At 42.9% G+C, this 26,119-nt stretch carries 27 protein-coding genes and 1 riboswitch; of the genes, 9 read left to right on the top strand and 18 right to left on the bottom strand.

All coding sequences use genetic code 11. The features are described 5' to 3' along the window. Positions 1-216: 216 nt before the first annotated feature. Both MD588_RS11290 and MD588_RS11285 read left to right on the top strand, forming a co-directional pair. Positions 217-1,146, top strand: coding sequence for a LysR family transcriptional regulator (locus tag MD588_RS11290; protein ID WP_265697344.1), 930 nt, complete (start codon positions 217-219; stop codon positions 1,144-1,146). Positions 1,147-1,228: 82 nt separating this feature from the next. Beyond that, on the top strand, positions 1,229-1,771 hold the full coding sequence (locus MD588_RS11285; RefSeq protein WP_265697343.1) for an OmpA family protein: 543 nt from the start codon (positions 1,229-1,231) through the stop codon (positions 1,769-1,771). Positions 1,772-1,821: 50 nt separating this feature from the next. Here the strand turns inward: MD588_RS11285 and MD588_RS11280 are convergent, their stop codons facing one another. After that, positions 1,822-2,928 carry a 1-acyl-sn-glycerol-3-phosphate acyltransferase gene (locus tag MD588_RS11280; protein ID WP_265697342.1) on the bottom strand — a complete coding sequence of 369 codons (1,107 nt, stop codon included), beginning with the start codon at positions 2,926-2,928 and terminating at the stop codon, positions 1,822-1,824. A 273-nt stretch (positions 2,929-3,201) separates the two neighbouring features. Between MD588_RS11280 and MD588_RS11275 the strand changes: the two genes are divergently transcribed. Then, positions 3,202-3,888 carry an AraC family ligand binding domain-containing protein gene (locus tag MD588_RS11275; RefSeq protein ID WP_265697341.1) on the top strand — a complete coding sequence of 229 codons (687 nt, stop codon included), beginning with the start codon at positions 3,202-3,204 and terminating at the stop codon, positions 3,886-3,888. A gap of 67 nt (positions 3,889-3,955) precedes the next feature. Here MD588_RS11275 and MD588_RS11270 read toward each other — a convergent pair whose 3' ends face one another. Next, positions 3,956-4,480 carry a hypothetical protein gene (locus tag MD588_RS11270; RefSeq protein WP_265697340.1) on the bottom strand — a complete coding sequence of 175 codons (525 nt, stop codon included), beginning with the start codon at positions 4,478-4,480 and terminating at the stop codon, positions 3,956-3,958. 54 nt (positions 4,481-4,534) lie between these two features. Further along, on the bottom strand, positions 4,535-5,074 hold the full coding sequence (locus tag MD588_RS11265; RefSeq protein ID WP_265697338.1) for a nicotinate-nicotinamide nucleotide adenylyltransferase: 540 nt from the start codon (positions 5,072-5,074) through the stop codon (positions 4,535-4,537). 182 nt (positions 5,075-5,256) lie between these two features. Here MD588_RS11265 and nadE point away from each other — a divergent pair, with 182 nt between their 5' ends. Then, complete coding sequence (nadE, locus tag MD588_RS11260; RefSeq protein ID WP_265697336.1) at positions 5,257-6,093, top strand: ammonia-dependent NAD(+) synthetase; 837 nt, start codon at positions 5,257-5,259, stop codon at positions 6,091-6,093. Positions 6,094-6,177: 84 nt separating this feature from the next. On the opposite strand, the gene MD588_RS11255 is transcribed toward nadE, so the two are convergent. The 10 genes from MD588_RS11255 to MD588_RS11210 all read right to left on the bottom strand — a co-directional run bounded on the left by MD588_RS11255 (position 6,178) and on the right by MD588_RS11210 (position 15,665). After that, a complete protein-coding gene (locus MD588_RS11255; protein WP_265697335.1) occupies positions 6,178-6,693 on the bottom strand; it encodes an HD domain-containing protein in 516 nt (171 codons plus the stop codon). Between the two features lie 170 nt (positions 6,694-6,863). After that, positions 6,864-7,037, bottom strand: a complete 174-nt coding sequence (locus tag MD588_RS11250; protein ID WP_265697334.1) for a YoaH family protein — start codon at positions 7,035-7,037, stop codon at positions 6,864-6,866. 130 nt (positions 7,038-7,167) lie between these two features. Next, positions 7,168-8,373, bottom strand: coding sequence for an NnrS family protein (locus tag MD588_RS11245; RefSeq protein WP_265697333.1), 1,206 nt, complete (start codon positions 8,371-8,373; stop codon positions 7,168-7,170). Positions 8,374-8,522: 149 nt separating this feature from the next. Further along, positions 8,523-9,386 carry a DUF2861 family protein gene (locus tag MD588_RS11240; protein WP_265697332.1) on the bottom strand — a complete coding sequence of 288 codons (864 nt, stop codon included), beginning with the start codon at positions 9,384-9,386 and terminating at the stop codon, positions 8,523-8,525. 2 nt (positions 9,387-9,388) lie between these two features. Next, complete coding sequence (locus MD588_RS11235; protein WP_265697331.1) at positions 9,389-10,051, bottom strand: response regulator transcription factor; 663 nt, start codon at positions 10,049-10,051, stop codon at positions 9,389-9,391. Then, positions 10,026-11,465 (bottom strand): sensor histidine kinase VxrA, encoded by a 1,440-nt coding sequence (gene vxrA, locus MD588_RS11230; protein ID WP_265697329.1) that lies wholly within the window; start codon positions 11,463-11,465, stop codon positions 10,026-10,028. Before vxrA ends, MD588_RS11235 begins: the two co-directional genes overlap by 26 nt. Before the next feature lie 117 nt (positions 11,466-11,582). Then, a complete protein-coding gene (pntB, locus tag MD588_RS11225; protein WP_265697328.1) occupies positions 11,583-12,959 on the bottom strand; it encodes a Re/Si-specific NAD(P)(+) transhydrogenase subunit beta in 1,377 nt (458 codons plus the stop codon). 10 nt (positions 12,960-12,969) lie between these two features. Continuing rightward, a complete protein-coding gene (pntA, locus tag MD588_RS11220; RefSeq protein WP_265697327.1) occupies positions 12,970-14,526 on the bottom strand; it encodes a Re/Si-specific NAD(P)(+) transhydrogenase subunit alpha in 1,557 nt (518 codons plus the stop codon). A 456-nt stretch (positions 14,527-14,982) separates the two neighbouring features. After that, positions 14,983-15,261: an HlyU family transcriptional regulator gene (locus tag MD588_RS11215; protein WP_265697326.1), complete on the bottom strand. Its 279-nt coding sequence runs from the start codon at positions 15,259-15,261 to the stop codon at positions 14,983-14,985. Between the two features lie 212 nt (positions 15,262-15,473). Then, positions 15,474-15,665, bottom strand: a complete 192-nt coding sequence (locus tag MD588_RS11210; RefSeq protein WP_265697325.1) for a hypothetical protein — start codon at positions 15,663-15,665, stop codon at positions 15,474-15,476. Positions 15,666-15,875: 210 nt separating this feature from the next. On the opposite strand from MD588_RS11210, the gene MD588_RS11205 reads away from it, so the two are divergent. Next, on the top strand, positions 15,876-16,874 hold the full coding sequence (locus MD588_RS11205; RefSeq protein WP_322784244.1) for a hypothetical protein: 999 nt from the start codon (positions 15,876-15,878) through the stop codon (positions 16,872-16,874). A gap of 131 nt (positions 16,875-17,005) precedes the next feature. Next, a riboswitch (FMN riboswitch) is annotated at positions 17,006-17,203 on the top strand. Positions 17,204-17,355: 152 nt separating this feature from the next. Further along, positions 17,356-18,027, top strand: a complete 672-nt coding sequence (gene ribB / locus MD588_RS11200) for a 3,4-dihydroxy-2-butanone-4-phosphate synthase (RefSeq protein WP_265697324.1) — start codon at positions 17,356-17,358, stop codon at positions 18,025-18,027. Positions 18,028-18,115: 88 nt separating this feature from the next. On the opposite strand, the gene MD588_RS11195 is transcribed toward ribB, so the two are convergent. After that, on the bottom strand, positions 18,116-18,253 hold the full coding sequence (locus MD588_RS11195) for a hypothetical protein (RefSeq protein ID WP_265697323.1): 138 nt from the start codon (positions 18,251-18,253) through the stop codon (positions 18,116-18,118). A gap of 215 nt (positions 18,254-18,468) precedes the next feature. After that, positions 18,469-20,226, bottom strand: coding sequence for a bifunctional metallophosphatase/5'-nucleotidase (locus tag MD588_RS11190; protein ID WP_265697322.1), 1,758 nt, complete (start codon positions 20,224-20,226; stop codon positions 18,469-18,471). A 282-nt stretch (positions 20,227-20,508) separates the two neighbouring features. Between MD588_RS11190 and MD588_RS11185 the strand changes: the two genes are divergently transcribed. Continuing rightward, positions 20,509-21,447 (top strand): YeeE/YedE thiosulfate transporter family protein, encoded by a 939-nt coding sequence (locus MD588_RS11185; RefSeq protein ID WP_265697321.1) that lies wholly within the window; start codon positions 20,509-20,511, stop codon positions 21,445-21,447. Positions 21,448-21,511: 64 nt separating this feature from the next. Here MD588_RS11185 and MD588_RS11180 read toward each other — a convergent pair whose 3' ends face one another. Beyond that, the gene (locus tag MD588_RS11180) at positions 21,512-21,907 is read right to left on the bottom strand and encodes a VOC family protein (RefSeq protein WP_265697320.1); all 396 of its coding nucleotides are present in this window, start codon (positions 21,905-21,907) and stop codon (positions 21,512-21,514) included. A 230-nt stretch (positions 21,908-22,137) separates the two neighbouring features. On the opposite strand from MD588_RS11180, the gene MD588_RS11175 reads away from it, so the two are divergent. Further along, a complete protein-coding gene (locus tag MD588_RS11175) occupies positions 22,138-23,799 on the top strand; it encodes an ATP-dependent endonuclease (RefSeq protein ID WP_265697319.1) in 1,662 nt (553 codons plus the stop codon). A 163-nt stretch (positions 23,800-23,962) separates the two neighbouring features. Further along, positions 23,963-24,979: a sensor domain-containing diguanylate cyclase gene (locus tag MD588_RS11170; protein ID WP_265697317.1), complete on the top strand. Its 1,017-nt coding sequence runs from the start codon at positions 23,963-23,965 to the stop codon at positions 24,977-24,979. 14 nt (positions 24,980-24,993) lie between these two features. On the opposite strand, the gene MD588_RS11165 is transcribed toward MD588_RS11170, so the two are convergent. Together MD588_RS11165 and MD588_RS11160 are read right to left on the bottom strand one after the other, a co-directional pair. Next, entirely contained in the window at positions 24,994-25,527 is a 534-nt protein-coding gene (locus tag MD588_RS11165; protein ID WP_265697316.1) for a DUF3833 domain-containing protein, read from the bottom strand. Between the two features lie 56 nt (positions 25,528-25,583). Then, entirely contained in the window at positions 25,584-26,036 is a 453-nt protein-coding gene (locus tag MD588_RS11160; protein WP_265697315.1) for a chalcone isomerase family protein, read from the bottom strand. Positions 26,037-26,119: the final 83 nt, after the last annotated feature.

Below are 26,119 nucleotides of genomic sequence, written 5' to 3'. Positions count from 1 at the left end.
AATGTTCTGAATTCGTACAAGCACAGCGATCTTAGTTTGGATCTTGCGGGACTTATACGCAGCTCTAATTTGTTAGTGAGTTGTAGCTCATCATATAGATTGCTAGTGCCTTGAAATGTTGATAGTTGTGACATTGTCACAGTGTCGAATCTTGTTTATTTACCAGTTACGAATCAATGGTATACTCAATATGTAGTCTCTTTATGGTTCTCCCCTATGCTAGAAAATCTTCAACAAATGGTAATCCTCGCGACTGTTGGCCACGAACAGAACTTCACACGTGCAGCTGAACGTCTTGGGATATCAAAATCTCAAGTCAGTAAACAAATACGCTTCTTGGAAGAACGTTTAGGCTGCCAGCTCGTTCAGCGAAGTACACGTGCCGTTGCTCTGACTGATATTGGTTTACAGTATTCTGAGTACGGACAGCAGCTGCTTGATACCGTTAATGAAGCAGAAGCAATGGTTGCAGGTTATCGAAATGAGATAAAAGGGGTGCTTAGAGTCGGTATAGCGCAATCATTTGGTAATCGACACATAACTTCGGCACTGGCTGAATTTCAAAAAGCACATCCAGACTTAGAGCTGGAAGTAAGCCTTTTTGATCATCGCCCTAACCTTCTTGAAGAAGGCTTTGACTGTTGGGTAGCTATTCATGAGCATCCGCCAGAAGGCATGGTGGCACGCAAACTATCCGACTGTAAGTTTACTGTTGTTGCGTCACCAGAATACATCAAGGAACACGGTGCGCCTTCCGCGCCCAGTGATTTGCGTAAACATAACTGTATTACCTACCAAAGCCGCGAAAGAAAATATGTGAATTGGGAATTTACCCGTGATGGTGTCCGGCAATCAATTCGAGCTCGAGGCAATTACAGGATTGATAATGCACCGGCTGTTCTTGATGCAGCCAAGTCAGGGCTTGGGATTGCCTACCTGGCAACCTATCTAATGACCGATGAATTAGAAACCGGTACGCTTGTACAGTTGCTGCCCGAATGGAAAGCTGATGTAGAATTACCGATTTATGCCGTTTACCCTCGACGTAAATATTTAGCGCCCAAAGTACGGTCATTTATTGATTTTATGTCTGAACGGATGTCTGTCCCTCCCTATCGTAATCCTAATCCAGTAACAGATCAGTAAGCCTTCGTTCTCAATATAGTTGTTGTGATTCCATGAAGATGTTCTAAACCTAAAGTAACAGCTTAATGCTTTAGGTTTAGTAATGACGTGCTTTAACAAGCGATTTAGTATTCTCACTTCTCTTATTCTTTCCAGTTATATGCTGGTTGGATGTGGCAATGGAAGTGACAGCGTAACGAGCAACGCAGGCAAACAGTCGAACACACCTATCGTCCCGAACGCGCAAATTCTGCTAACCGAACTCCCTGAGATGAAGCAAGTTGTTTATTTCGAGAATAACAGCTTCGAACTTGATCCCAATGACCAGCTCCTACTCGATCCACTTGCAGTACGCTTGAGACAACATCCGGACAGTTTTTTAATTGTTGTTGGCCACAGCGATAACTCAGGCAATGAAGAAGAGGATATTGTTCTTTCTTATGAAAGAGCATTCAGTGTCGCAATTTACATTTCGTCTGTTTTTGGCATCGCGGAGGAAAGAATTCAGTTGGTTGCAGCCGGTAGTAGTGAGAGATTATCGACAGGAACAAGTGAAGCCGAGAGACAGCAAAATCATCGTGTAGAAATTTTATCGCCAAAGGCAATAGTCCGAACGCTGAGTGCAACTCAAGATCAAAGCTATTAGAAGGATAGTGCTGGGCAGCAGGCTGGCTTCTCCTGCTGCCCAAATTATAATTATTGCTTTTTAATTGCCGGAAATGCGTACATCTTCTTCAGAATGCTAGCTACCCCTTCAGGTTGATCGGCTAGCTTTTTCTCAAAACGAGATTTCTCTGCAGGAGTTGCTGATTCGTGCTCCTGCTCGGCCGCAATATAGTTAGCCGGAAATAGGTGATAATTCTGGGTGATCTGTCGATCGATTTCTTCCGCAAGTTCCTCAGGAGCTTCAAACTGGGACTTGATGACTTCACCAAAACTTACGTGAATCCGGCGCTTCTCGCCGACAATCCCGTTAATGATACTTTCAATATCTTCAAATTCACCTTTCTCGTAACTACCCGATGTTTGCTTTTGATATAACTCATTAGCTTTAGCGATGTCACAAGGATCGTTTTCGTAAGAGATTGAAACCGGAACAATGTTAAGGCCAGCCATGAAGTCAGCAAAAGATTGCTTGCGCTTACGGCCTTCCATATAGAACATCTTCAGGATAGCTGGATCCGTTTTATCATTTCCATCTTTGGCTCGCCCCTCTTTTTGAGCAATCCAAATTGAATTACCGGTTTCAAGTGAGTGAGAAATATAACTAGATAGTAAGCCTAGTGTTTTCATCATTTCTCGCGGGCCTTTTGCCGAGCGCTTAACGATGAAGCTTTTGTTTAGGCGCATTAGCTCAGTCGCGCAGGGCTTTTTCAGCAAGTTATCACCGATAGCAATACGGACTGTTTTAAGTTTATGTTCAAACAGGCACCAGTTAACCATCGCAGGATCCATCGCGATATCACGATGATTAGAGACAAACAGGTAAGATTGATTCGGGTCTAGCTTATCCAAGCCACTATTTGTTACACCGTCACATGAGTGAGCAATGGTTGCATTCATGTATTTTGCAACTTGTAGTTGAACATCTTCAACGGTTTTGACGTTTGACCACTTTTTGATTAAGAAACGTTTGATCAATGGGATCAATACCCAGCCAAGTACGCCAGATAGTTGAGGAAAACGATAATTAAGGATTGCTGTAATAAATTCCTTATCGTTCACAAGACGCTGGATTGCACCACTTACTTCGTCGTCGTTATACGGACGAATTTCTTTATAAATATCGTTATCTGTTTGCACAATAATGCTTCGTATAAAATAAAAACCGCGACATTTTACGCAGATTTATCAGTTTGCCCAATGACATGACGCAACAACCGCAATGGTTGGAGGTCTTACCACATGATTACGTTTAATTTTCATACACATTAACCTAATTTTCTAGGTCTCGTCTGTTGTTAGGCTAGCAATTCCTGCTAAAAAAGCATCAAAACTTACGGTAAATAGTCTCAGTTATTGACGATTTGCCCAAAACAGAACAATATGTGCGTGCTTTTTTGCTAGAGACTCACTATGAAACAGGCTATTGAATTTTCACACAGCACCCAGGACTTCCTCCATGTCGGCGCACGCCGTAAAAGTCATACCTCTTATATGATTGTTGTAACAAAAGGCTCTACGCTTATCCGACTGGGTAAACAAGAATTTTTGGTTTCAAAAGGCTCTGGTTTTTGGCTACCTTTCGACTGCCTACATGCTCTAACCGTGCTACCAGGTACTCAATTTGATAAGGTAGAGTTCTCATCGCGTTTAACCACACCTATATGCAAAGAAGCCGGATTCTTCACGGTTACACCTTTAATCACAGCGTTGTTAAATGAGTTACGTCAAGAAGCCAAGCACAATACATCACTTAGCCTAAGTGAGCCAGCAGGAAACCTGCTACGTGTGATGGCAGACCAAATTGCTAAGCTAAAGGTCAGAACAAACTCGCTCTGCCCTGCTTTGCGTACCAACTATCACTCTCAGCTTAGTCAAATGATGAAAGGTGACAAGGTAACGGATAAATCGGCCTTGTCTGCTATCTCTGAGGTTATTGGTTTTTCCTGCGGGGAATTTGAAGCATGCATGATCATGCGTGAGGCTTTAAAGCTATCTCGCTCTGGCCGTAAAATCACTCAAATCGCAGAAAGTCTAAACACAACTTCCGAAGCAATTTCTGCACTAGCAAAACCAATACTTGGTCAGAGCATCGCTTAATGCCCCAAAATAGGAAAAGCGACGTCTGCAAAACGTCGTTTTTTTATTTTCAAGATAAGCAAAATGGTTACTGGAAAGGAATTTCAACTTGAAGGAAAATATTATCGAGATTGTCATCATGCCATCGATAATCAAACCTTAACCTTGGCGAGTTACCATCGCCTCCACCGACTCCAAAACTCATTTGCACACCATGGCTTCTAATCCATTCCTGCGCATCTTCGAGAGTCAATATATCAAAGTCATCATATTTATCGGGTAACCAGACGCCTAAGCCATAAAATGCAGAATCCGACTTTGACGAGAGTACCGGAGAATCACTGAAACCAGCCCAGTTATCCCAGAACTCACCATCACCATCGTCACTATCTTCCTCCCAGGCGACAACTATCGGTTGCGAATGGTTAGAGTCATAGGTGGATTCATCCCTAACAACCGTACATGTCGCCACGAAGCTTTCTTTTTCTTGATCTGACAATGCAGCAAGTTGAGTGACATCATATTTCTCACACTGCATTGACCATGTATCAAATGCAATGAGAACACCGCCAGCAAACACACAGGTGAGTAATTTCATATTACAGCGAGTCACACTGGAACCCTTCTACATCAATAGACGATTACAAGTATATAGAACGACAGGCTGCTACAGTTTATCAATTTTATGAAAATTGTAACGATTCCTATCAGCAAGCATTGTAGCGACTTTTGCTGTCGTTAAGTGTGAAATAGACCGATTATTGACAATATTATCACGTATTTCTGTGCTTCTAATCTTGACTGTCTCTGGGCAGGCAAGAACCTGCCACTGGCTAAGGATCTCTGATGATTTATAAAATTTTGAAAAATTTAAGAAGTTGTCAGGTCCAACTACAAACGTGAACTCAGCATCGGGTATTTGTGCTTGAAGCTCAGTTAATACCGCGAAAGTCGTAATGGGTTCACTTCCAACTGCCATCTGTTGTTCTAATCGAGACAGTTCTAAATTCGGTAAGTTAAGTTCGTCAATAAAGGCAGATACCAGCTCACAGCGCGCATCATAATCAAGCATCTCTTTGCCCCACGCGTGAGAAAAGCTGGGTAAAAGTAGAACGCGATCAAAGTGCTGTAAACGTTCCAGTACCGATTTATGCCCTAAACTTGGCGGGTTAAATGCGCTACCGAACACTGCAATTGATGCTGTCATGACTAGAATGCCCCTTTTTTATACCGATTTACTGTTAATTCTATTTGATTGTAAGTTGAGGATTGATCCTGCCTTAGAGTTATCGCATGATTTGAGCAAAGGTTTAATGCAAAAAGCGTTTTTTTTGCATTCAGTTACACTAGATGATTAGAAACTGGGCACTCCCCTGAGGATTCTTTACCATGGAACAGCTAATTCGCACTGAAATGCGCGTATTGCCAGAAATTGATGTTGATTTTGAAATTCAGCGCCGTATAGGTTTTATTCAACGTAAGCTAAAGCAAGCCCATTGCAAGTCCCTTGTTCTTGGAATAAGCGGCGGTGTCGATTCTACACTTTGTGGACGATTAGCTCAGTTGGCTATCAATAGATTGAATGACGAAACCAACACTCAAGAGTACCAGTTTATTGCTGTTCGCTTACCTTATGGTGAACAACACGATGAAGACGAAGCCCAACTTGCCCTTTCTTTTATAAAGCCAAACCACTCGGTTAGCGTAAATATCAAAGATGGTGTTGACGGAACACATGCAAGTACCCTCCAGGCTCTAGATGGAACAGGACTACTTCCTGAATGCCATGCTAAGGTTGATTTTGTTAAGGGTAATGTTAAAGCTCGTACTCGTATGATTGCCCAATACGAGATTGCCGGTCTTGTTGGCGGTATGGTACTTGGAACTGATCATTCGGCTGAGAATATTACAGGCTTCTATACCAAGTTTGGAGACGGCGCTTGTGATCTTGCCCCTTTGTTTGGTCTGAATAAGCGCCAGGTTCGTCAGCTTGCTGCTGCACTAGGTGCGCCAGAATTACTGGTTAAAAAAATACCGACCGCTGATTTAGAAGAGCTGGCGCCACAGAAACCCGATGAACATGCGCTTCTCGTCACCTACGATCAAATTGATGACTTCCTTGAAGGCAAACCTGTAGAGACAGAAGTTGCAGAACGCCTTGTGGAAATTTACCAATCAACACAACATAAACGTCAGCCAATTCCTACCATCTATGATGAAGAATAATCTTTGATTAGTGCTGAACTAAAAAAGGGGCCTCGAGCCCCTTTTATATCGAAGTACAACCTGAGAAGGCTCATAAGAAACAACTTACGAAGCTTCTGAATATTTCAATAGATTATCAAGCTCCCACCAAATAGCTTCGCACAGGCCTTTTCGATAGACGGCTTTTTTAAAATTGGGATGCTCTTGCTTATACAAACCAAAATACTTCTCGGGACTTTTCAAACTTGCCCTGACGTTTGCTAAGCGATCACAAGCCTTAACAATTAAAGCAATTCGAGCCGCTTCCTCATCAATATCAAGTGAAGCTAATCTGTAATTAACTTCTTGTTTCCTAGCCTGTCTATTTTCTAACTTACCATCGCTCATATAAGCGACTGCATCAGCAACTAAGTAACCAAAGTCAGCGGCAAGTTCCTCAACACTAGTTTCAGTGTCTTCAACAACATCATGCAGCTGAGCAACTATCATAGCATCTGTACCAAATGGACTGGCTAACCGAGAAACGGCTTCGAGATGGACATAATAAGGAACAGCACCATACCTTTGATCTTTATGTTTTGCTCTGGCTAACGTACGTGCTTTCAGGTAACGGTTATTCATCCTGCCCCCTGTTTAAAAGTCCTTATACCTGACTAATTTATTCTATTTCAGCATGAAGATGTTTGCTAAGGGCAGATCTGACAGTTGAGATTTAACGCACATTTTGATGAAAAAACAGGCGCCATATGACACCTGTTGAACTGGTAGAGGGGTAGCTTAAAACGATTTAGTTACTGTTCTGCTTCACTCTGTGCCGCTTGTTTTTTTGCGTCAGCCTCACGAATTTCGTTGGCAACAATCATAATTGCTTCTCCACTACTGATGCCTTGAGCCATCAGTTCATGAATCTTCTCAGCAGCTTTCTGTTGCTGCTCGTGAGTTAATGTCGGCACGTTGTTAAACATAACTGTAAGTTCTACTCTACTAAAAGGGCTGCCATTTTAGGGACAATCGGCTTTCTTGTCACCATTTATGCCAAACTGATTAAGTTTGTCGGTGACGCGCCGTTCAATACAAATGATATTTTATTGCCAGTTAGCCTGGGCGTCCGTCTAACCGTGGTTTAGTTAAGATTGGGAAGTATACAACAGTAAAGGTCATAAACGCTACGGCCCACAAAATAGCTGAAATGATATAAGCATTCAGTATTAACGCTGGGAATAAAATTACCACTACGGTTCGTACTATCGCCGAAGCTAATAGTGCAACAAAGGCAGCAATCATGACCCGATTAATTTTTAAAGGTCGTCCGGTGTGTCCTAACGAAACACGAGCAATCATCGCAAGAATCATGCAACCAATCCCACCAACTGTGATGAAATGTAACGCGACACTGTAACTGATTGCACCAGTTTGAAGGTGAACGGCTAAAAGTAACATACCGATAATCATGAACATATAAGCAAAATGCAATAGCCATAATAACGGTGTCTTCAAGGTCGATAAGGTACGCCAGCGAGCAAATCGAATAAGGTGTAAGCCCCCTGTTGCGACAAGCAATACTGGCAATGTGAACTGGCTAATTAATTCTGGAATTGGTAACAGAACGTTCACCAACAATAACCAGCTAGGAATTAAAGCACCCAACTCAACCCACTTCACGCGCGTGATCTGTTCAGTATTCGTGCCTCGCCATGTAAAAAACGGGATTACCCTGCCACCAACTACCAATACTATTACAGCGACGACCATTACCACCATAAATGATACTGAACGAAGATCTGTTTCACCTATACCAAGTATATTAAAGTGATAAAGCACATTAAGATAAGTTAACAGTATAATTAGCGGTGCAAAAAACAGGTTATTCCACTGCTTACGAATAATTATTGGTTTAGCTAAAAAATAAGCGGCCAATGGCATCCAGATCAGGTCGGCAATCATCAGAGCGATGTTAGGTGTTCCGACTAACAAACCAACACGAGCAATTAACCAAAATATAAAAATCGAAGCAAGTTTCCACCCTCTGACCCCCGGATTACCTGTCCAGTTTTGTACTGCAGTTAACAGAAAACCGACAATAATCGCACCAGAAAAGCCAATCAACATTTCGTGACTGTGCCACCATAACGGATTGCCATACATCAAAGCACTGACATTCACGTTACCTGACCAAAACAAGGCCCAGACCAACATTGCGACAACTGAAAATGCACTGCCAGCAAGAAAAAAAGGACGGAAAGCTAAGCGAAAAACTGGAATGATCCGTTGCTCTTTTTCATTATCAAGGATCTGCATCATAGGAAAACCTATACCACTTCTAAAACATGCATTAATAATACACCTTAAAAGGCGCAATTAAAATACATGTTTATAAATATACTTATCCTGATTTAGAGTTCAGCTGATAGAGAATTGTTTACCTTTTAATTTTCAGATTCTTAGATAGCTTAAAAACCAGGATAATCCACAGGACGTGTTATCGTTTGGATGTCTAAAACTGAAATCTCTCCCTGCCAACGACTTTCTATAAGCCCGACACTCAACCAATAACGCCCGTCAGGTACATCGATTCTTGGTAAAGTAGTAGGCAGCTTGCCATCAACCTCTTCCGTCCATAATGGTGTCCAAGAAGTATCGTTTAAGTCATAGATGCTCATAGACAATATCGTAGACGGACAAGCCTGATTAGGTAAGGTCCCTCTTTCTATTCGCCAATTTTTACTGTCTTTCCAGCCAATTCTCTGTTTAACCGCAGGTTCGGTTAATATAACCCAGCGATTGAAGCTTTCTTCTGCATCAGTTGTTATGGTCAGTTGATATAGGCCAGCATTTGTTGGCTTCTCAAGACGCCGTGTTTCTACCGCAAAATAGCCACCGGTCTCAATAATTGGAGTCGTGGAAACAATGTTCTGCTCCGGCCACTCAGTAAATTTAATCTCGGCGATCTTTGAATGCGTTACTCCTGTGATTGATAACTTGAGCATTATTTGATTTAAGTTCTGAATCACCTCACGTTGAATCACCAGACTAGGTAACCATTCAGGCAGAACGTTTTGATCTAGACTGCGCCCACAATCTTCAGTTATAGCTAAGTTGAGCAAATCGTTCAGATTCTTTTTCTGCTCAAGATTTGGACTCTGCTGCCAAGCTTGCACCATGTTATCGAAACTCTCCGCAGACTTCCCTTCCAGAAGCCTTTGATGAGCTACAGTGTACAGATCTTGCCCAGTAAACCACTTCGCTTCTACACTCGGAGCAGAAAGCACCGAGTGTAATAAGACCAGTGAACAGGTGACAGATAATTTGCTCATTATCACGAAGATTTCATTCGGTAACCAACACCCCGTAATGTCTCGATCTCAATCCCAGACAATTTCTGTCGTAACTGGAGGATATGGGTATCGACCGTACGTGTTGTTGGGTAATGGTTATAACCCCATACCTGATCAAGAAGCTCATCTCGGGTAAATACCCGACCAGAGTTTTTAGCAAGGAAAACCAGTAGTTCAAATTCGGTTCGAGTTAACGTTACAAGGTCACTTCCATGTTTAACTTCTCGACTGTCCAAATCGATAACAATCGTACCAACAGTAATCACATTGGCACTCTTGGCCTCGGGAGTACTATTACGTAAGTGCAGCCGAATTCTTGCCAGTAACTCTTCGACGGCAAAGGGCTTTGTAAGGTAATCTTTCGCGCCTGAATCAAGCCCAACGACTTTGTCTGACACAGACACCATCGCTGTAAGCAAAATAACAGGCACCCGCTTAATCAAAAGCCAGTCATTCAAGTAGTCTAACGAGTCGCCTTCAGGTAACTGACGATCTAGAACAACCAGATCAGCATTTGGCCATAAATCAGCAACCTTTGTAGCACAATCTGCGTACAGGCATTCATAGCCAGCTTCTTTCAAGCTCTCGAGTAAACCATCGGCAAGGTTGCGGTCATCTTCAACCAGAAGCAGAGTTTGATTCACACGGTATCTCCAAAATAAATGTGGTAGGAGGGCCAACAAGTTTCATTCGCCCTCCCATTCTACGTATCATCGATTCTACGATTGTAAGACCAAGCCCCAAGCCTTTTTCACTTACAAAGGGCTTCCTTAATCTAGCCCAGTCTTTTGCACCAAGCTGTCCTTTGTCCTCAACTCTTACAACCAGTTTTCCATCTTTAAACGATGACGTTAATGTTATTGGCGCAGCGCCGTACTTCTGGGCATTTGATAATAAATTATCAATACAAGTTCCCAGCCAGTAGATATTCACGTTTACAGCCCTGTCTTCGCTTAGTTGCAAAGACACATCATAAGATTCACTGAGATATTCGATCCATTCGTTAAACGACTCGACGTGCTGAACACTCAGTTCTTGTTGATTTGCCTGTAAATAGTCTTTACTCGCCTCAGCAAGTTGCCTCAGACGACGAGAGTCCTCAGTGAGGCGTCTAAACTCATCATATAGACTTTCTGGTAATGCATCAAAATTACGCCTAAAACCTTCGACTGTCATCCCCAAGCTCGCAATAGGTGTACGCAGTTCATGAGTTAGAATTTGCAGCACTAACATCCGCTCTTGCATCGCTCTACGACGTATTCTGAAACGGTAAGCGCCCCAACCTATCAGTAACGCTACGTTGGCCACGAGCAAGCCGACCAGCAGGTAAAAAGTTAGATGAGATGTATCTTCTTCTTGCCAGCAAATATTACCGCTTTTTACCAAACAGAAGTCTGTCTGATTCAAACGCGTAAAATTAATATCAAACTTGTTGATCGCAAATGCCCATGTTGGTTGGTCATATACCCGATATTCATTACCGTTTCTGATCCATAGTTCGCCATTAGAGATAAATGCCTCCGCCCCTACGATATACACCTGGATCTCTTCACTGCTCATCCGCTGCAAACGGCCAAGAATGGTATTGGTCGGCGCTAATTCACGCTCTTGAATATGCAAATACCCGTTAAGCACATCAGAAGAGGACGGATGCTTTTCTAAATAACGAAAGGCATAGCTGCCACCACCAGGATGAATGTAGCCAGAGCGTACAAACCAGCCTTTGGGTAGTACCGTGTTATTACAGATTGCTCGTGTAAAAACGACAGGGTGAGTAACTAGAGGGCTGACAGGCCATGGGCCCTTACAGCTAACCGCATTGCTATATAGCCTTTTTAAAGACTTTAATGGATAAGAGGCTGACTGCGGTAAAAGACTAGAAGGTAACAGCAGTGGATTAGGAAACCGGCTCTGAAGTTGTCGAAAGTCGTATGTCGCTAACGGTTCACTATTGAGTAGCTCAGAACGCACCGCGTCCAGACGATCGGGCAAGTTTTCAACTGAAGCATGGCTAACCCCAGAGAACAATAGCGATATTAATAAGACATACTTTTTCATAAGCAAAGTGTATCATTCAATGCTTAGTTAATGTCAGAAAATTGTCATTAGTTTAAGGTGGTTAAGGATAAAAAAAGGGAGCCTTTAGCTCCCTTTATCTAATACATCAATCTACGACTAGTTAATGTGCTCTAGGATCTTATTACAAGAGTCTTTCGCATCACCAAATAGCATCTGAGTATTTTCTTTAAAGAACAATGGATTCTGAACACCGGCATAACCTGGGTTCATCGAACGCTTGAACACGATAACATGCTTCGAGTTCCAAACTTCAAGAACAGGCATACCTGCGATTGGGCTGTTTGGATCTTCCATTGCCGCCGGGTTTACTGTGTCGTTAGCACCAATAACCAGTACCACGTCAGTTTCACAAAGGTCATCGTTGATCTCGTCCATTTCAAGCACGATATCGTAAGGCACCTTCGCTTCAGCAAGCAATACGTTCATATGACCAGGCAGACGACCCGCTACAGGGTGAATACCAAATCGCACGTTAACGCCTTTCTTACGTAGCTGCTCAGTGATTTCATGCACAGGGTACTGAGCTTGTGCAACCGCCAGACCGTATCCTGGAGTGATAACAACAGACTTAGCGTCGCACAGCATTTCAGCGACTTCTTCAGCAGAAGCTTCACGATGCTCGCCATAGTCTTGATCTGAAGACTCAACAACTTCAGTACCGAAACCACCGGCAATAACACTAATGAATGAGCGGTTCATCGCCTTACACATAATGTAAGAAAGGATTGCACCGGAAGAACCAACTAGAGCACCTGTTACGATAAGCAAGTCATTGGCTAGCATGAAACCTGCTGCTGCCGCTGCCCAACCAGAGTATGAGTTAAGCATAGAAACAACCACTGGCATATCCGCACCACCGATTGAAGCAACCAGGTGGTAACCAAATGCAAATGCGATCAGTGTTACGACGATAAGCGCGAATGTGGAGCCTTCTACATTAACGAAGTAAATCATCAGTAGAAGTGAAACAATTAATGCCGCTAGGTTTAACTTGTGACGGTGAGGAAGCATTAACGACTTCGAATCAATAATGCCGCGTAACTTACCAAATGCGACAATTGAACCGGTAAACGTTACAGCACCAATGAATACACCTAAGAACACTTCAACAAGGTGAATATTCAGTAACGCGCCAGTTAGCTCACCATGATCAATATAAGTGTTAAAACCAACAAGAACAGCAGCTAGACCAACAAAGCTGTGAAGAATAGCAACTAGCTCTGGCATTTCAGTCATTTCAACTTTCTGTGCCAGACGGATACCAATAGCACCACCGATCACCATTGCTAGAATAATCCAGCCTGTGCCTTGTGCTTCAGGGCCGAAAATCGTTGCAATAAGCGCGATTCCCATACCCGCAATACCGTAATAGTTACCAGCTCGGGCTGTTTCTTGCTTGGATAGTCCAGCAAGAGACATGATAAATAGTACCGCAGCAACAATGTATGCCGCTTGTACGATTCCTGCAGACATGTGTTACTCCTTATTTGTCTTTACGGAACATTTCAAGCATCCGCTTGGTAACAAAAAAGCCACCAAAGATATTAATGCTTGCAATGAGTACGGCGATAAATGCCAGGAAGGTAACGAAACCTATCCCCTGACCAATCTGCAACAATGCACCAACAATGATGATGCCCGAGATTGCGTTTGTTACCGACATAAGCGGCGTGTGAAGAGCGTGAGTAACATTCCAGACAACGTAATAACCCACTACACATGCCAGTACGAAAACCGTAAAGTGTGCAAGAAATTCAGCCGGTGCATAGTTCGCAATCCAACCAAATGCCGCAATACCAGCAGCCATCAGACCATATTTTTTAGCCGGAGATGTTGGCTCTTCTTTTACTTCTTCTGGTGCAGCAACTTCTTGAACGGGTTGCTGCGGCTGAGCTGACACTTTGATAGGTGGCGCAGGCCAGGTAATTTCACCATCTTTGATTACGGTTAGGCCACGGAGCACTTCGTCATCAAAGTTGATATCAATGTTACCGTCTTTCTCTTTGCACAGAAGCTTAAGAAGATTAACCAGGTTAGTACCATATAGCTGAGATGACTGGGTCGGCAGGCGACCAACCATATCGGTATAACCGATGATCTTAACGCCATTCTCAGTTGTGATAACTTTATCGGCTTCGGTGTAGGCACAGTTACCGCCATTCGCAGCCGCAAGATCGACAATCACACTGCCCGACTTCATTGAGTCAACCATTTCTTTGGTGATCAACTTAGGAGCTGGACGACCAGGAATTAGTGCAGTTGTAATGATGATATCAACATCTTTAGCCTGCTCAGCATATAAACGCTCAGCCGCTTTATTGAACTCATCAGACATTTCTTTTGCGTAGCCATCACCAGTGCTGGTGTCTTCCTTGAAATCAACCTCAAGGAACTCGGCACCCATTGACTCAACCTGCTCTTTTACTTCAGGACGAACGTCAAATGCACGGACAATAGCACCTAGGCTACCGGCTGCACCAATTGCTGCAAGGCCAGCAACACCCGCACCCGCAACAAGTACTTTCGCAGGTGGAACTTTACCTGCTGCAGTAATTTGGCCTGTGAAAAAGCGACCAAATTCATGAGCAGATTCTACGACAGCACGATAACCAGCGATGTTTGCCATCGAGCTTAGGGCATCAAGTGCCTGAGCTCGTGAAATGCGTGGCACTGAGTCCATCGCCATGATGTTAATGTTTTTACCTGATAGTTTCTCTAGCAACTCAGGGTTCTGAGCTGGCCAAATGAAACTGACTAGGCTTGCGCCTTCTTTTATCAGGTCAAATTCATCAACACCTGTTTCGTCGTTAACCTGAGGGGCGTTTACTTTCAGAATTAAATCTGATTGCCACACTTCCTCATTAGAAACGACGGTCGCACCAGCAGCTTCATAAGCTGCATTGTCGAAGCTTGCAAGAACACCAGCATTTTGCTCAATAGCAACGCTGAACCCCATTTTTAAAAGCTGCTCAACCGTTTTAGGTGTCGCAGCCACTCGCGTTTCGTTGGCGAGTATCTCTTTTGGCACACCAATCTGCATTATTATTCCCTGAACATTGGCAAAGAAGTAACAATTTTGTATCCAACCCACAAGGTAATATCAAGCACTTTGTAGGAATAATACAAAACTTTCCAACATATACGTTGTTATTTACAACGAATGTTACCTTCTAACAGAAAGAAAAGAACGTTTTTAACACCTGGACAGAGGTCAAACCACGAATAAAATTAATAAAATACGTACGCATAGATACATAATTAACCAATTAACGCGTGATAAACCACTTTATCGCCCAAAACGAGCAGTCCAGACACCCTGAACTGTCGTTTAAAACACATCAAGAAGAGATAACGTAGTGAAAGCTTTAAGGCTGACTGCAGACCCATCTATCCCTGATGAATATTTCTCATTGCCAACTACTTTTCAATAGCTGTACCTGCCAAATGAAAGTAAAAATATGCTGACGGCAGGTATCAGCACATTCTATTTTTAAGATCAACGAAACATGCTATCGCCATTCTGGTCGATAAACATTTTGGCCTTACTCAACATGAATGATTCAGCATCTTGTTTCGAGGCGAGTAGATCGGAGCGAATAAACGTATGGGTCTTGATCTCACCATCAATTTGCTTGCAGATCCGGCCAGCAATACGAAATTGTCCGCCTTCGGCGATGGGTTCCGGATAAATCAGATACCCTTCATATTCTACCGGTTCCGTTTCAACAACTTTGGTTTCTTTACCTAGTCCAAATAGCTTCGAGAAAAAACCCACTTAATTTATCTCCGTGGTTCATACACATACGACGTTATCATGCCATATTCTCATAAAAAATAATTAAACCAAGATTAAAATATGAGAAAAAAAAGCAATAAAAAAAACGCCAGCCGCAACAATGCGATAACAACTCAGATAAGATAAATTAAAGAATAAAAAAACGCCGGCATAGTGCCGGCGCTTTTAATGTTCGATGTTCAGAATGTTCGTTATCGATAGATACCGATATCCTTCTGCAGATGTGCAGGTAAATCAGAAACATTGTATTGTTTTGGTGCTTTTGGACCACCAAAAATGATATCCAATGCGTGTGCAATCAATCCTTTGATGTTAACCGCATAGGCTTTTCTGTCCATTGCGGTAGTCGTTGCGATGGTATCAAAATTCATTGCCTGTGCCATGATTGCCTCTCAATTTGATTTATTCTTAAACTGAGGCAATATTAACTGCTTATTTTCCGTTCCAAAAATGACAATATTTCCATGTCAAGATTAGTTTTTCTAATATGTTAAGCAGCAGTTACAAGTCAATTTCAACAACAAACTAAACCTGCACCATTAGTGCATAACTAACCGAAAAGCCTGCAAAATTATAGCTCATTTGGAATAAACTTGCATTTCTTTGCCGTACTGTATAACAATAGCGCAACAAATCATCAGGTGAAATTATTTATGCTTAGCATATTGGCAAGACACTCATCACTATTATTAATACTTGCAGCCATGCTCGGGTTTATTTTCCCTACTGCATCAGCGGTTATTTTCCCGACCCTTCCTTATGTCTTGTTCTTCCTCATGCTATTTACTCTACTGGGCATGAAGCAAAGATTACTCGTCGAATTACTCACTAAAAGCAATATTTGGTTATATGCATGCTTTCATTCAATCGCACTGACTTTGATTAGCATCCTTTTTGCAAAAGCATTAGGTGCAAATGCTAGCCTGACGCTGGCCATCTCTGCTGTTGGCGCAACAGGTTCTCTGTTCGCGACTCCCGCTATAGCGCGTTCTGTAAACTTAGATCCGCTAAAAGCCATGGCGATGACGATTGCTTCAACACTACTAATGCCAATCGTTCTTTATACGAACTTGCTACTATTTCAAGACGACAACTTTACGCTTGATATGCACAGTTATATTCAACGCTTAGTGATCTTTATCTTTGGCCCTATGCTTTTCTCGGCGATATTTTATCGCTTTACTCCCCATCAGCTCTTACACCGTATTCATGGAAAGCTTTCCCAGGTAACGATCATTCTTGTTCTGGCCTTTCCTTTTGGATTAATTGGTTCATTTAGAGAAGTCTTTGATCAATCGTTATCGGAAGGTCTTTTATATCTGGCTATCGGAATCGCTATCTGCACCCTCTACTTCATCGTAGGTTTTCTATGCTACCGCCGCAATGGCATTGATGAAGCACTGCTAGCAGCGATTACCTCTGCTAATCGCAATGTACTGCTCACTTTTACAGTTGCAGGGAGCTACCTAGGGCCAGACTTCCTTATTCTAATGGGCGCTATTCAGTTACCAACCTACTGTTTACCGATGTTAGTAAAATGGCTTAACCGCTATCTAAGTCAGAATAAAGTGCACAAAGCAATAAACAGCTAACACCGTATTAAACCGCTATCAAACTGGTTATCAATTAATCATAAATCACTCATTATCCTTTATAGTTCAAAGTTATGATGCAAAATCAGCACTTTCTCTTGCGTCTATAAATTGATTTCCTTAAGATTTCTACGAATTCTCAGGGCGGGGTGAAATTCCCCACCGGCGGTAGTTCACAATAGTAATACATACTTAGTGAAAAGCCCGCGAGCGCTTAATCAAGCTACTTTTTGAGTTGCTAAATTGAGGTCAGCAGATCTGGTTCAGTATTTACTCCGTAGATATGATTCCAGAGCCGACGGTTATAGTCCGGATGAAAGAGGATCAGTGGAGGAGATATTTCCTCTTGCTTTTACAAGATGAACTGGTGCCAGCTGCACCCATTTGTCATACATATGTGTAAAGCTATTTCAGTCTCGCTGAAACGCTGCCTTTCGATGCCCTGATTCTGGTATATTTTTTATTTGGAGTATTTATTACCATGAATCAGTCTCTACTATCCCCTATTGGTACGCCATTTGAGCGTGTTGAAGCTGGCCTAGATGCTATCCGTCAAGGTCGAGGTGTTCTTGTTGTCGATGACGAAGATCGTGAAAACGAAGGTGACATTATCTTTGCCGCAGAAACACTTACCCCAGAACAAATGGCCATCATGATCCGTGAATGTTCAGGTATTGTTTGCCTGTGCTTGACTGAAGAACGTGTACAACAGCTCGAACTACCTATGATGGTCGAGAACAACACCAGCGCGAACCAAACAGGCTTCACGGTAACAATTGAAGCAGCCAAAGGGGTTACAACAGGTGTCTCTGCCGCAGATCGCGTAACAACAATCAAGGCTGCTATTGCCGATAATGCTGTTCCTGCTGATTTAAGCCGTCCAGGGCATGTTTTCCCACTGAAGGCAAACCCGAAAGGCGTTTTGGCTCGCCGCGGCCATACTGAAGCAACGATTGATCTTATGCGCCTATCTGGTTTGAAACCTTACGGCGTATTGTGCGAGCTGACAAACCCAGACGGTACAATGGCACGACTTCCTGAAGTTATTGAATTTGGTAATAAATTCGATATGCCGGTACTAACGATTGAAGATCTAGCTGCTTACCGACTAGCAAAAGAAGCAATTAATACAGAAGAAGAAGCCGTCGCGTAAGTTCTAGTAGTCATCAAAAAGCCGAGCTTTGCTCGGCTTTTCTAAATCTGTATCAACTAAATGTCGAAGCATTAATGTCGTATTGATATTAAATGCCAACGGCAGGAATCATATAAATAAGAACGCCCCAAGCTGCTATCCAACCAGTCACCATGGCGATATCTACCCAATCACGATTCATATTTCCCCCAAACCCTACTTTACTGACTGTAATTGTTATCGACATGGAAAAATTATTCTTTAAACATTTTTCATGGTTATTTTAATAAAATCACCAATAAAAATATATCTGCAACCTGGCTCTTTTCGCAATATTCAAAATATAAAAAAACGCCAACTTGCTGGCGCTTTTAAGGGTAATGCAAACAATATATTGACGGCTTGCATACGTTATAATAATTTATCAAATATTATCGAAGAGAAAATTATAATCGCACTTTATCAAGCTACAACTTGCTCACACCCACACGGAATATATGAGATCAAGCTGTTTTCCTGAGGAGATAGTATTTTCACTTCCTTCGCATAAAGCTCAAAAGCATCAGCCATTGTTACATTAAGAGCCTGAGGCTCTCGTTCATATTCGAGTAGCGCGCCGTACCCTTCCTTGCCCGTTGCCGTGTATCCTGACGAGACAGACGTGTAGGTTTCGTCATCTTCAATATCAACCCACAATCCATTCCTAATAGTCTGAAGGTTCTCGATACGTTGTCCTTCATCTGCACAACATCGATAGGTAAACCTGAGATTTGAAGTATATGGAAAACTGCCGCTTCCTGTCCCTTCGACACCATTATCAATGGCATTATTGATAGCGCCTTCCAGGGCTTCCCTGACACGTATACCTTTAACCTGATACACCATCAGCCCAATTGCAAAAGGCAGTAACTTACCCGCTATATCTGCAGAGGTGATCGGTCCCGGATTTAAGGATGACCTCACACCACCAGCGTTATGGATCCCGAAATCAACATCGTGACCTAATTGGCGCCCTTGCCAAACAAAGCTTTCAACCACCAGCGGCGCTATCTGGCTGCCACCTTTATGATCTGGAATACGAACATGCCGCAATGGTTCTGCGGCTTCTGCGATATGCTGAGTTTGTAGCTGACGCACCGCAGGGCGATAATCTGTATTCAAGATATTTTCAATAACTGGGTCTTTGGCACAGTAACGAATATTTTCCTGAGCAGTCAGATACTGCTTAACGGCTTCATGACTATCGTCATCAAGGTGCTCACTTCTTGTAGCATCTACTGTAAACTGACGCCCTAGCAGCAACTGATTGACACCAGAAGCACTAGCAACACTACCGTCTGGATTAAAATCCAGTTCTAATTGACCTAAAGCCAGAGCATTACAACCGGCCTGAACGACACAGGTACCACTTACCATCTTGGCATATTCATCAGAAACGCCATAACCGACATTGGTAAAATCGCCTTGCATGGTATGGCTATGGCCACCAATAATCGCGCCCAAGCCCTTCACCTGCGCCGCCAGTTCAAGATCCCTGTCATAGCCAAGGTGACTTAACAGTACAATCTTATTTATACCTTGCTGATGAATAGCCGCAATCGTCTTGTTCGCCACATCAACAACATTCAAAAAGAACGTATCCGGATCGGGATTGGCAATACCTGCCATGTTCTCAATTGCTAAACCGAATACTGCGACGGGCTCACCATCAACGTCCTTCACGATATAACGACCATGCCCAGCGGCACTATCATAAGCATAAATATTATTTTTCTCGCGGAGAGGATTTGGTTTGCTTTGGCTTTCGCTTGCGAGATCCCAGTTAGCCACAAGCATTGGAAAATTCGCAGAGTCCAGAAAATCAGCGACAACCCCATTACCCATGTCTAGCTCATGATTACCCAGTGCCATTGCCTCAATCCCAATTGCATTTAGTAACTTGGCGTTGGCTAGCCCTTTGTACAAAGAGAAAAATAGCGTTCCCTGGAAGCAGTCACCGGCATGAACAAACATAAACTCACGCCCTTTGAGGTGCGCTTGCATTTTGACATCCTTAACCGCTGAAGACACGCGAGAAAAACCACCACAACTAGCGTATACCGAAGTTTCAGAATCCAGAACTTCTTCAGGTAACGTCAACGAAATCGAAGATGGCTCAAAATGTGAGTGTGTGTCATTGATATGTGCGAAAGTGATTTTCGCTGAGCGGTTCATTGTCATAGAAGATTTATGTTCTCCGAGTACAGGATAGTGGACATATCATAATATAATATGATTCATATCACATACTATAGTTTGTATTTCTCTAGGTTAAACCCAAAATGTGACATAAAACAATAGTTAAAATTGAATTATACGGTTACTAAAACCAGTAATCGCGACCTATAAGCAACTTAAATGTAAAGACAGAAAATCAATTGCAATAGGCAGCGAATCGGCATTGAGAAGACGTATTATAGTTAGTAGAACAGAATCACTACAATCTGATGACAGGCATACATTATGCTTTCATATTTATTGCCCATTTTACTCGCGGGCCTGGTTGGAAGCCTTGCTCAAAAAACGGGACTCTGCATGGTCAGAGGGGTTCAGGAGCTATTGGCCAAACGTTCGGGGTTTCTAGCTGCGATTCTCTGCTGTGGCTTCTGGTTTTGGCTAGTCATTCCTAGTGCCATTGGTGACAGCGTAAGCATCACTATGAGCAGGTACTCTGCCAGCCCCCTCTTCGGCTTGGGTGGGTTCTTATTTGGTTTGGGTGCCGCTCTCAACAAAGGCTGCTCGATATCAACCATCTCGAAGTTATCCAAAGGGCATTTCTATATGTTTTCCACTGTATTAGGTTGGATGCTTGGTTGGAGCTTTCTCGCCTCAATACCTGTTAGTTTCGAATACAACACGTTATCTTCCATTAATAGCCCCCCTATTACAGTTAGCGCCGTTCTGTTTACCCTTGTCGCTTTAATTCTCTTTCGTATACCACAGCAAAGAAGGCCAATTTTACTCGGCATCATCTTATTTGGCATTATCGCGAGTATTCTGACCTATCAGGTTCCGCATTGGTCTCCTAGCCAACTACTAAAAGATATTTCTGCCGCAAGTATTCATGGCGAAAGTGAGAAATGGCCATCGCTTCAACGTTACTTGATCATTCTCGGTCTCGTCTTCGGAATGGCAGTCAGTGCAAAGAAAAGACTCCCACTCAATGAGTTCAAATTAAGACCTTTGCAATTGATATTGCATTTATGTGCTGGTGTTATCATGGGTATTGGCGCCTCTTTAGCACTAGGAGGCAATGACTCACAACTATTAGTCGCCCTACCTTCCTTTTCGCCTGCAGGAGCCATCACCATCATAAGCATGATCGTGGGGATCAGTAGTGGGATTTTAGTGAGAAAAGCGATACACCGCTTTACCAGTAAGGCGACGAAAGACATAAAATAAAAATCGCCACCACAGGTAAACTGAGGCAGCGATCAATATATAATTTGAATTGAAACTAATATTCTTACTGGTAACGACCGTGGCGTTGCAGGAATTCAATTTTATATCCATCAGGATCCTGGACAAAGAAGAATTTCGCCAGTAGCTGACCTTCACGGAAAAACTCTTTAACGTCAGCTGGCTCGTAACCTAGGTCGGTCAACTTCGCGTGTTCTGCTTCCAGATCCTCAACAGCAACTGCGATATGGCCGTAGCCTGAACCATGGGTATATGCTTCCTCCGTCCCTTCATTCCAAGTCAACTCAAGCTCCATGTCGTTCTCGTCATTTCGCAGATAAACCAGGCTGAAGCCTTCAAAATCAAGTCGCTCTGCAATAGCTAGATCGAGTGCTTCTTTGTAGAACTTTAGTGATTTCTCCAGATCCAGAACACGAACCATTGAGTGGATAATCTTAGCCATCTGATATCTCCGGTAATACAGTCATCAATTTGATTAAACCTAAGCAATTGAAGTTACGTCAAATGCTGGATTTTTTATTATTGGGCGGACTATAACAACCCGCATTCAGCATCACAAGTATTTCCCAGATGATGCTTAATTTTCATGTTAATCAATTAGTTCACTGTTCTGTGACATCGGCATGCACATCAGTGACAAAGGTAGGTTAACCTTAATCTTAGAGGTGAACTATGCAGTTAAAACGAATTGAAGTATCCGGTTTCAGAGGTATCAAACGCCTGTCACTAACTTTCGACGAATTAACCGTGCTCATAGGTGAAAATGCCTGGGGTAAATCATCCTTACTGGATGCCTTAAGCATCGCCCTCTCACCTGATGCTAAATTCTATCATTTCAAATTTTCAGATTTCCACGTCGACTATTCTGCCGGGCATACCAAAATGACTCAGTTGCAGATAGTGCTCCACTGGTGCGAAGACTATGAGGGAGAATATCAGGCACGACGTTACAAAGCATTCGCACCATTATGGATAACAGACGATGATGGTGTCAGGCATCTTTACTATCAAATAAACAGTATTGTCAGAGACGACAAAATCATTAGCCAACGGGTATTTCTAAATAGAAAAGGCAAAATAATTCATTGTGAAGACAGCGACAAACTAGCCCGACAGCTCATGATATTGCATCCTATTGTTCGTATTCGCGACGCCCGCCGTTTGCGCCAAAATTATTCAAATGGCAACGGTAATGGCAATGGCCATAACGAGAAAGACAACAGCGAGAGCGCACGTATACAGCGTCGGCTTGATAATACCTGTATGCGGCTGATGACTCGCCCAGGACACGTAAGCTCTGAAGAGATAAAGAGCAGTATCAGTGCATTACGAACCTTAGTTGACCACTATTTCGCATTTACACCTCATAACCGATCCGCGCAATTTAACCGAGCTCATTTTCCTACCCAAGCGCAGTACTCAGTTAACCCTCTAGAACAACTCACTAAGCCACACATGACCAAACAAGGGCGATTAGTCTTGATGGGCTTGCTTAACGCGTTTATCCGTGCGCGTGGCCCAGTTGAACTAAAACGTATCTCCCGCCCCATCATGATTCTTGAAGATCCCGAAGGCCGACTCCATCCGACTATTTTACATCAGGCCTGGACATTCGTAGCCAGTATGCCCATGCAGAAGATCCTAACAACCAATAGCCCGGATCTCACTTCCGTCGTTCCTCTCCATTCGATTAAAAAGCTGATCCGCGAGCCAGACAAAACCCATGTCTACTCTGTATTACCAAGGGTTTTAAGCCGAGATGAAGAACGCAGGGTTACCTTCCATGTCCGGCTTCACCGTCCGAATGCCTTGTTCTCACGAGCATGGTTACTCGTCGAAGGAGAAACCGAAGTTTGGCTGTTCAACGAGTTTGCGCGGATTTGTGGCTATAATCTCGCAGGGGAAGGCGTTCAGATTATTGAATTTGCACAAAGTGGTTTAAAGCCACTCATTAAAGTCGCCAGAAACCTTGGCATTGAATGGCATCTCGTTGCCGATGGAGATATGGCCGGTAAAAAATATGCAGAGACTGTGCGTCATTTATTAGGTGCTGACGCGGAAAGACATCGCTTAACGGTACTGCCAAACCGTGATATTGAGCACTTCCTATTTCAGAACGGGTATGAGCCTTTATTTCGCCGGCTTGCCAATATTCCACACGATACACCGGTTACCCCTAAAAAGATCATTGTTAGAGCACTTAAACGACATGCAAAACCCGATGTAGCGCTGGCAATCGTTGAATATACAGATGAAGCGAACCTAGAAGAGATTCCGCTACTGCTTCGTTGGATCCTGAAGCGAATAGTGGTTATGTCACGTGGAGTCAGCTGATAATTATCGATAAAATATAAAATGCCATATAGAGTTCACATTTTAACAACAAATATCAACTTTTCGACATCTCAAGTTTGTTGCTAACTTGTAATTCGATAAAATTATAAAATAACTATAAAAGATTCAGTCTTATAAAAAGTGAACAGAACAAGGAAGCACTTTGATCAACGACCTACTTCACGCTCATAGAGCTTTTAATAAAATATTAAAAATGCTCGCCTTAGGCAAAAGCCAAGATAAGATGCTAGAGCAACTCATTAGTGTTACGGAAAGTATTTTTAACGACCGTTTAACGTCGATTCTGTTACTTAACCCAAACACCAACACGTTGCATTTTGCCTGCGCTCCGAGTTTACCAGAGTTTTATTATGAGGCTATTGATGGCGTAACAATTGGCCCTCAAATCGTCTCATGTGGTGCAGCGGCTTACCACAGACAAAAAGTCATCACCGAGAACATTGATGAGCACCAAAACTGGAGTGACTTTCTTCCTTTAGCCCAGAAAGCCAATCTAGCTTCTTGTTGGTCCGTCCCTATTATTTCATCTAAAAACAAAGTACTCGGCACATTTGCCACCTACGGCAATGCCCCGTCAAAACCAACGCCGTTTGAACTCGAGGTGTTAGAGATGGCAGCATCAGTTTGTGCAGTTACGCTTGAAAAGCACGAAATTGAGCAAGAGCTGATGCAATCGGCCACCTATGATTTTCTAACAAACGTCTATAATCGCCGGGCATTTTGCCAAAAGCTCCAGCACGAGCTCGATGACTTTGATAATGATCGTGGCTTACTGGTACTGTTCTATATTGATATAAACGACTTCAAGGCCATTAATGATCAATATGGCCATATTTTTGGTGATAAGATATTAGTTGAAACGGCTAACCGTTTAACTAAACTTTGCCGCCAGCCAGATATTGTTGGACGGTTAGGGGGAGATGAATTCGTACTATTAGCATCGTTGAGCGATGAAGAGGAATTCACTCAACTTTACCAACAGCTAATCTATGTTATCAGTAACAAAGTTTCCCTTGAAAATGTGAGCTTTTCTGCTTCCGTCGGATATTCGATCGTAAAGCAATGTGAGTTGGAGAACTACAATATTCAATATTTGATAAGCGAGGCCGATGCAAATATGTATAACAAGAAACAAAAACTTAAGCAAAGCCGTTTATAGCCATACCAGGCATCTTATTGCTTTTCAAAAAACAGGGTTAACGTACCTACGGTAAAACCCCACTTTTTCATTTTGGCAATATTGAACATCCGCTCCTTATCTTGTCTAAACATCCAATCATCAAAGCTAATATCATAGGTGGTTTCGTCAACAGGTACACGTAACACATACTGCCAGTTCAATGCATTACCAATCGCCTTACCGGTAGCTTCACCGACTACATCATCAGCTCGGCCAATATAGCTTCCATCCATAGTACGGGTGATCACCCAGGTTCGTTGTTGTTTTTCCCCGTCATCAAAAGTGAAATCTTCTTCAAGAGTCAGAATATTTCCCTTAACTCGGCCAAAGATAGTCACTTCCAAGCGGCGAATCTGTTTACCGCTCCGATCCTGAAGCATCCCCCAGGCCAAGGTTTCCCCCTCAAAGTATTCAAACAAATTAAACTCTGGACCAGCTGCTCTATACTCGTCAATCGACGTAGAACATCCCATCAATAACGTTATAACTGTCAAAAATACTAGCTGCTTGATCCGCCTAAATAGCATTGCTGTCTCCTACTTTATTCCGGCAGCCAGCACTCAACTCCGGCCATAACTCGTGACTAGGTTTTACCTATTAACTGACGACGTATGTGTGGATATGAAGTGTCAGGTGATAGCCAGATATGCAAAAACGCATTCGACATCTCACTATCCTTCATCACGCCAATCTTGGTGTTATCCTGATAAAAAACCCCATCACCGTTTTTAATAACAAAAATCAGACGATCGCCTTTTTTTACATCGGGCCAAATTTGAGAAAGGTGCGCTAACCATAGGCGGCGCTTATCTGCCGGTACCCCGAGGTGCTCCCACTGCTCCCCGGTCGCCTCAAGCAAGTCCTCACGCGCGATATCTCTCTGGTACTTGATCACCAAAGCTAATTCATCAGAGTTATCTTGATAATAACCTGTTGGAGTACGAAGTTCGGAGTCATAAATAACCCAGGGGCCCCACTTCAGTTGGGCGTCCCCAACCATCCGCCATGCTTGCCAAGTTGAGGATTGCCAAGACATTGTGGCTGTTGCTGACGTAGGAACACTGAGTATTAGCATAATAAGCATCAACATGGTTCGCTTTGACGTTAGGGCAAAGCATC

Source organism: Photobacterium obscurum (genome assembly GCF_026191635.1).
GTDB classification, from domain to species: domain Bacteria; phylum Pseudomonadota; class Gammaproteobacteria; order Enterobacterales; family Vibrionaceae; genus Photobacterium; species Photobacterium obscurum.
This window is presented reverse-complemented; position numbering and strand designations above follow the sequence as displayed.

Bases quoted from the DNA above. Each gene is read 5' to 3' on its own strand.
- MD588_RS11290 (WP_265697344.1), top strand. From the start codon at position 217: ATGCTAGAAAATCTTCAACAAATGGTAATCCTCGCGACTGTTGGCCAC.
- MD588_RS11285 (WP_265697343.1), top strand. From the start codon at position 1,229: ATGACGTGCTTTAACAAGCGATTTAGTATTCTCACTTCTCTTATTCTT.
- MD588_RS11275 (WP_265697341.1), top strand. From the start codon at position 3,202: ATGAAACAGGCTATTGAATTTTCACACAGCACCCAGGACTTCCTCCAT.
- MD588_RS11265 (WP_265697338.1), bottom strand. From the start codon at position 5,074: ATGACAGCATCAATTGCAGTGTTCGGTAGCGCATTTAACCCGCCAAGT.
- nadE (WP_265697336.1), top strand. From the start codon at position 5,257: ATGGAACAGCTAATTCGCACTGAAATGCGCGTATTGCCAGAAATTGAT.
- MD588_RS11255 (WP_265697335.1), bottom strand. From the start codon at position 6,693: ATGAATAACCGTTACCTGAAAGCACGTACGTTAGCCAGAGCAAAACAT.
- MD588_RS11250 (WP_265697334.1), bottom strand. From the start codon at position 7,037: ATGTTTAACAACGTGCCGACATTAACTCACGAGCAGCAACAGAAAGCT.
- MD588_RS11245 (WP_265697333.1), bottom strand. From the start codon at position 8,373: ATGATGCAGATCCTTGATAATGAAAAAGAGCAACGGATCATTCCAGTT.
- MD588_RS11240 (WP_265697332.1), bottom strand. From the start codon at position 9,386: ATGAGCAAATTATCTGTCACCTGTTCACTGGTCTTATTACACTCGGTG.
- vxrA (WP_265697329.1), bottom strand. From the start codon at position 11,465: ATGAAAAAGTATGTCTTATTAATATCGCTATTGTTCTCTGGGGTTAGC.
- pntB (WP_265697328.1), bottom strand. From the start codon at position 12,959: ATGTCTGCAGGAATCGTACAAGCGGCATACATTGTTGCTGCGGTACTA.
- pntA (WP_265697327.1), bottom strand. From the start codon at position 14,526: ATGCAGATTGGTGTGCCAAAAGAGATACTCGCCAACGAAACGCGAGTG.
- MD588_RS11210 (WP_265697325.1), bottom strand. From the start codon at position 15,665: ATGGCACAGGCAATGAATTTTGATACCATCGCAACGACTACCGCAATG.
- ribB (WP_265697324.1), top strand. From the start codon at position 17,356: ATGAATCAGTCTCTACTATCCCCTATTGGTACGCCATTTGAGCGTGTT.
- MD588_RS11195 (WP_265697323.1), bottom strand. From the start codon at position 18,253: ATGTCGATAACAATTACAGTCAGTAAAGTAGGGTTTGGGGGAAATATG.
- MD588_RS11190 (WP_265697322.1), bottom strand. From the start codon at position 20,226: ATGACAATGAACCGCTCAGCGAAAATCACTTTCGCACATATCAATGAC.
- MD588_RS11185 (WP_265697321.1), top strand. From the start codon at position 20,509: ATGCTTTCATATTTATTGCCCATTTTACTCGCGGGCCTGGTTGGAAGC.
- MD588_RS11180 (WP_265697320.1), bottom strand. From the start codon at position 21,907: ATGGCTAAGATTATCCACTCAATGGTTCGTGTTCTGGATCTGGAGAAA.
- MD588_RS11175 (WP_265697319.1), top strand. From the start codon at position 22,138: ATGCAGTTAAAACGAATTGAAGTATCCGGTTTCAGAGGTATCAAACGC.
- MD588_RS11165 (WP_265697316.1), bottom strand. From the start codon at position 25,527: ATGCTATTTAGGCGGATCAAGCAGCTAGTATTTTTGACAGTTATAACG.
- MD588_RS11160 (WP_265697315.1), bottom strand. From the start codon at position 26,036: ATGTCTTGGCAATCCTCAACTTGGCAAGCATGGCGGATGGTTGGGGAC.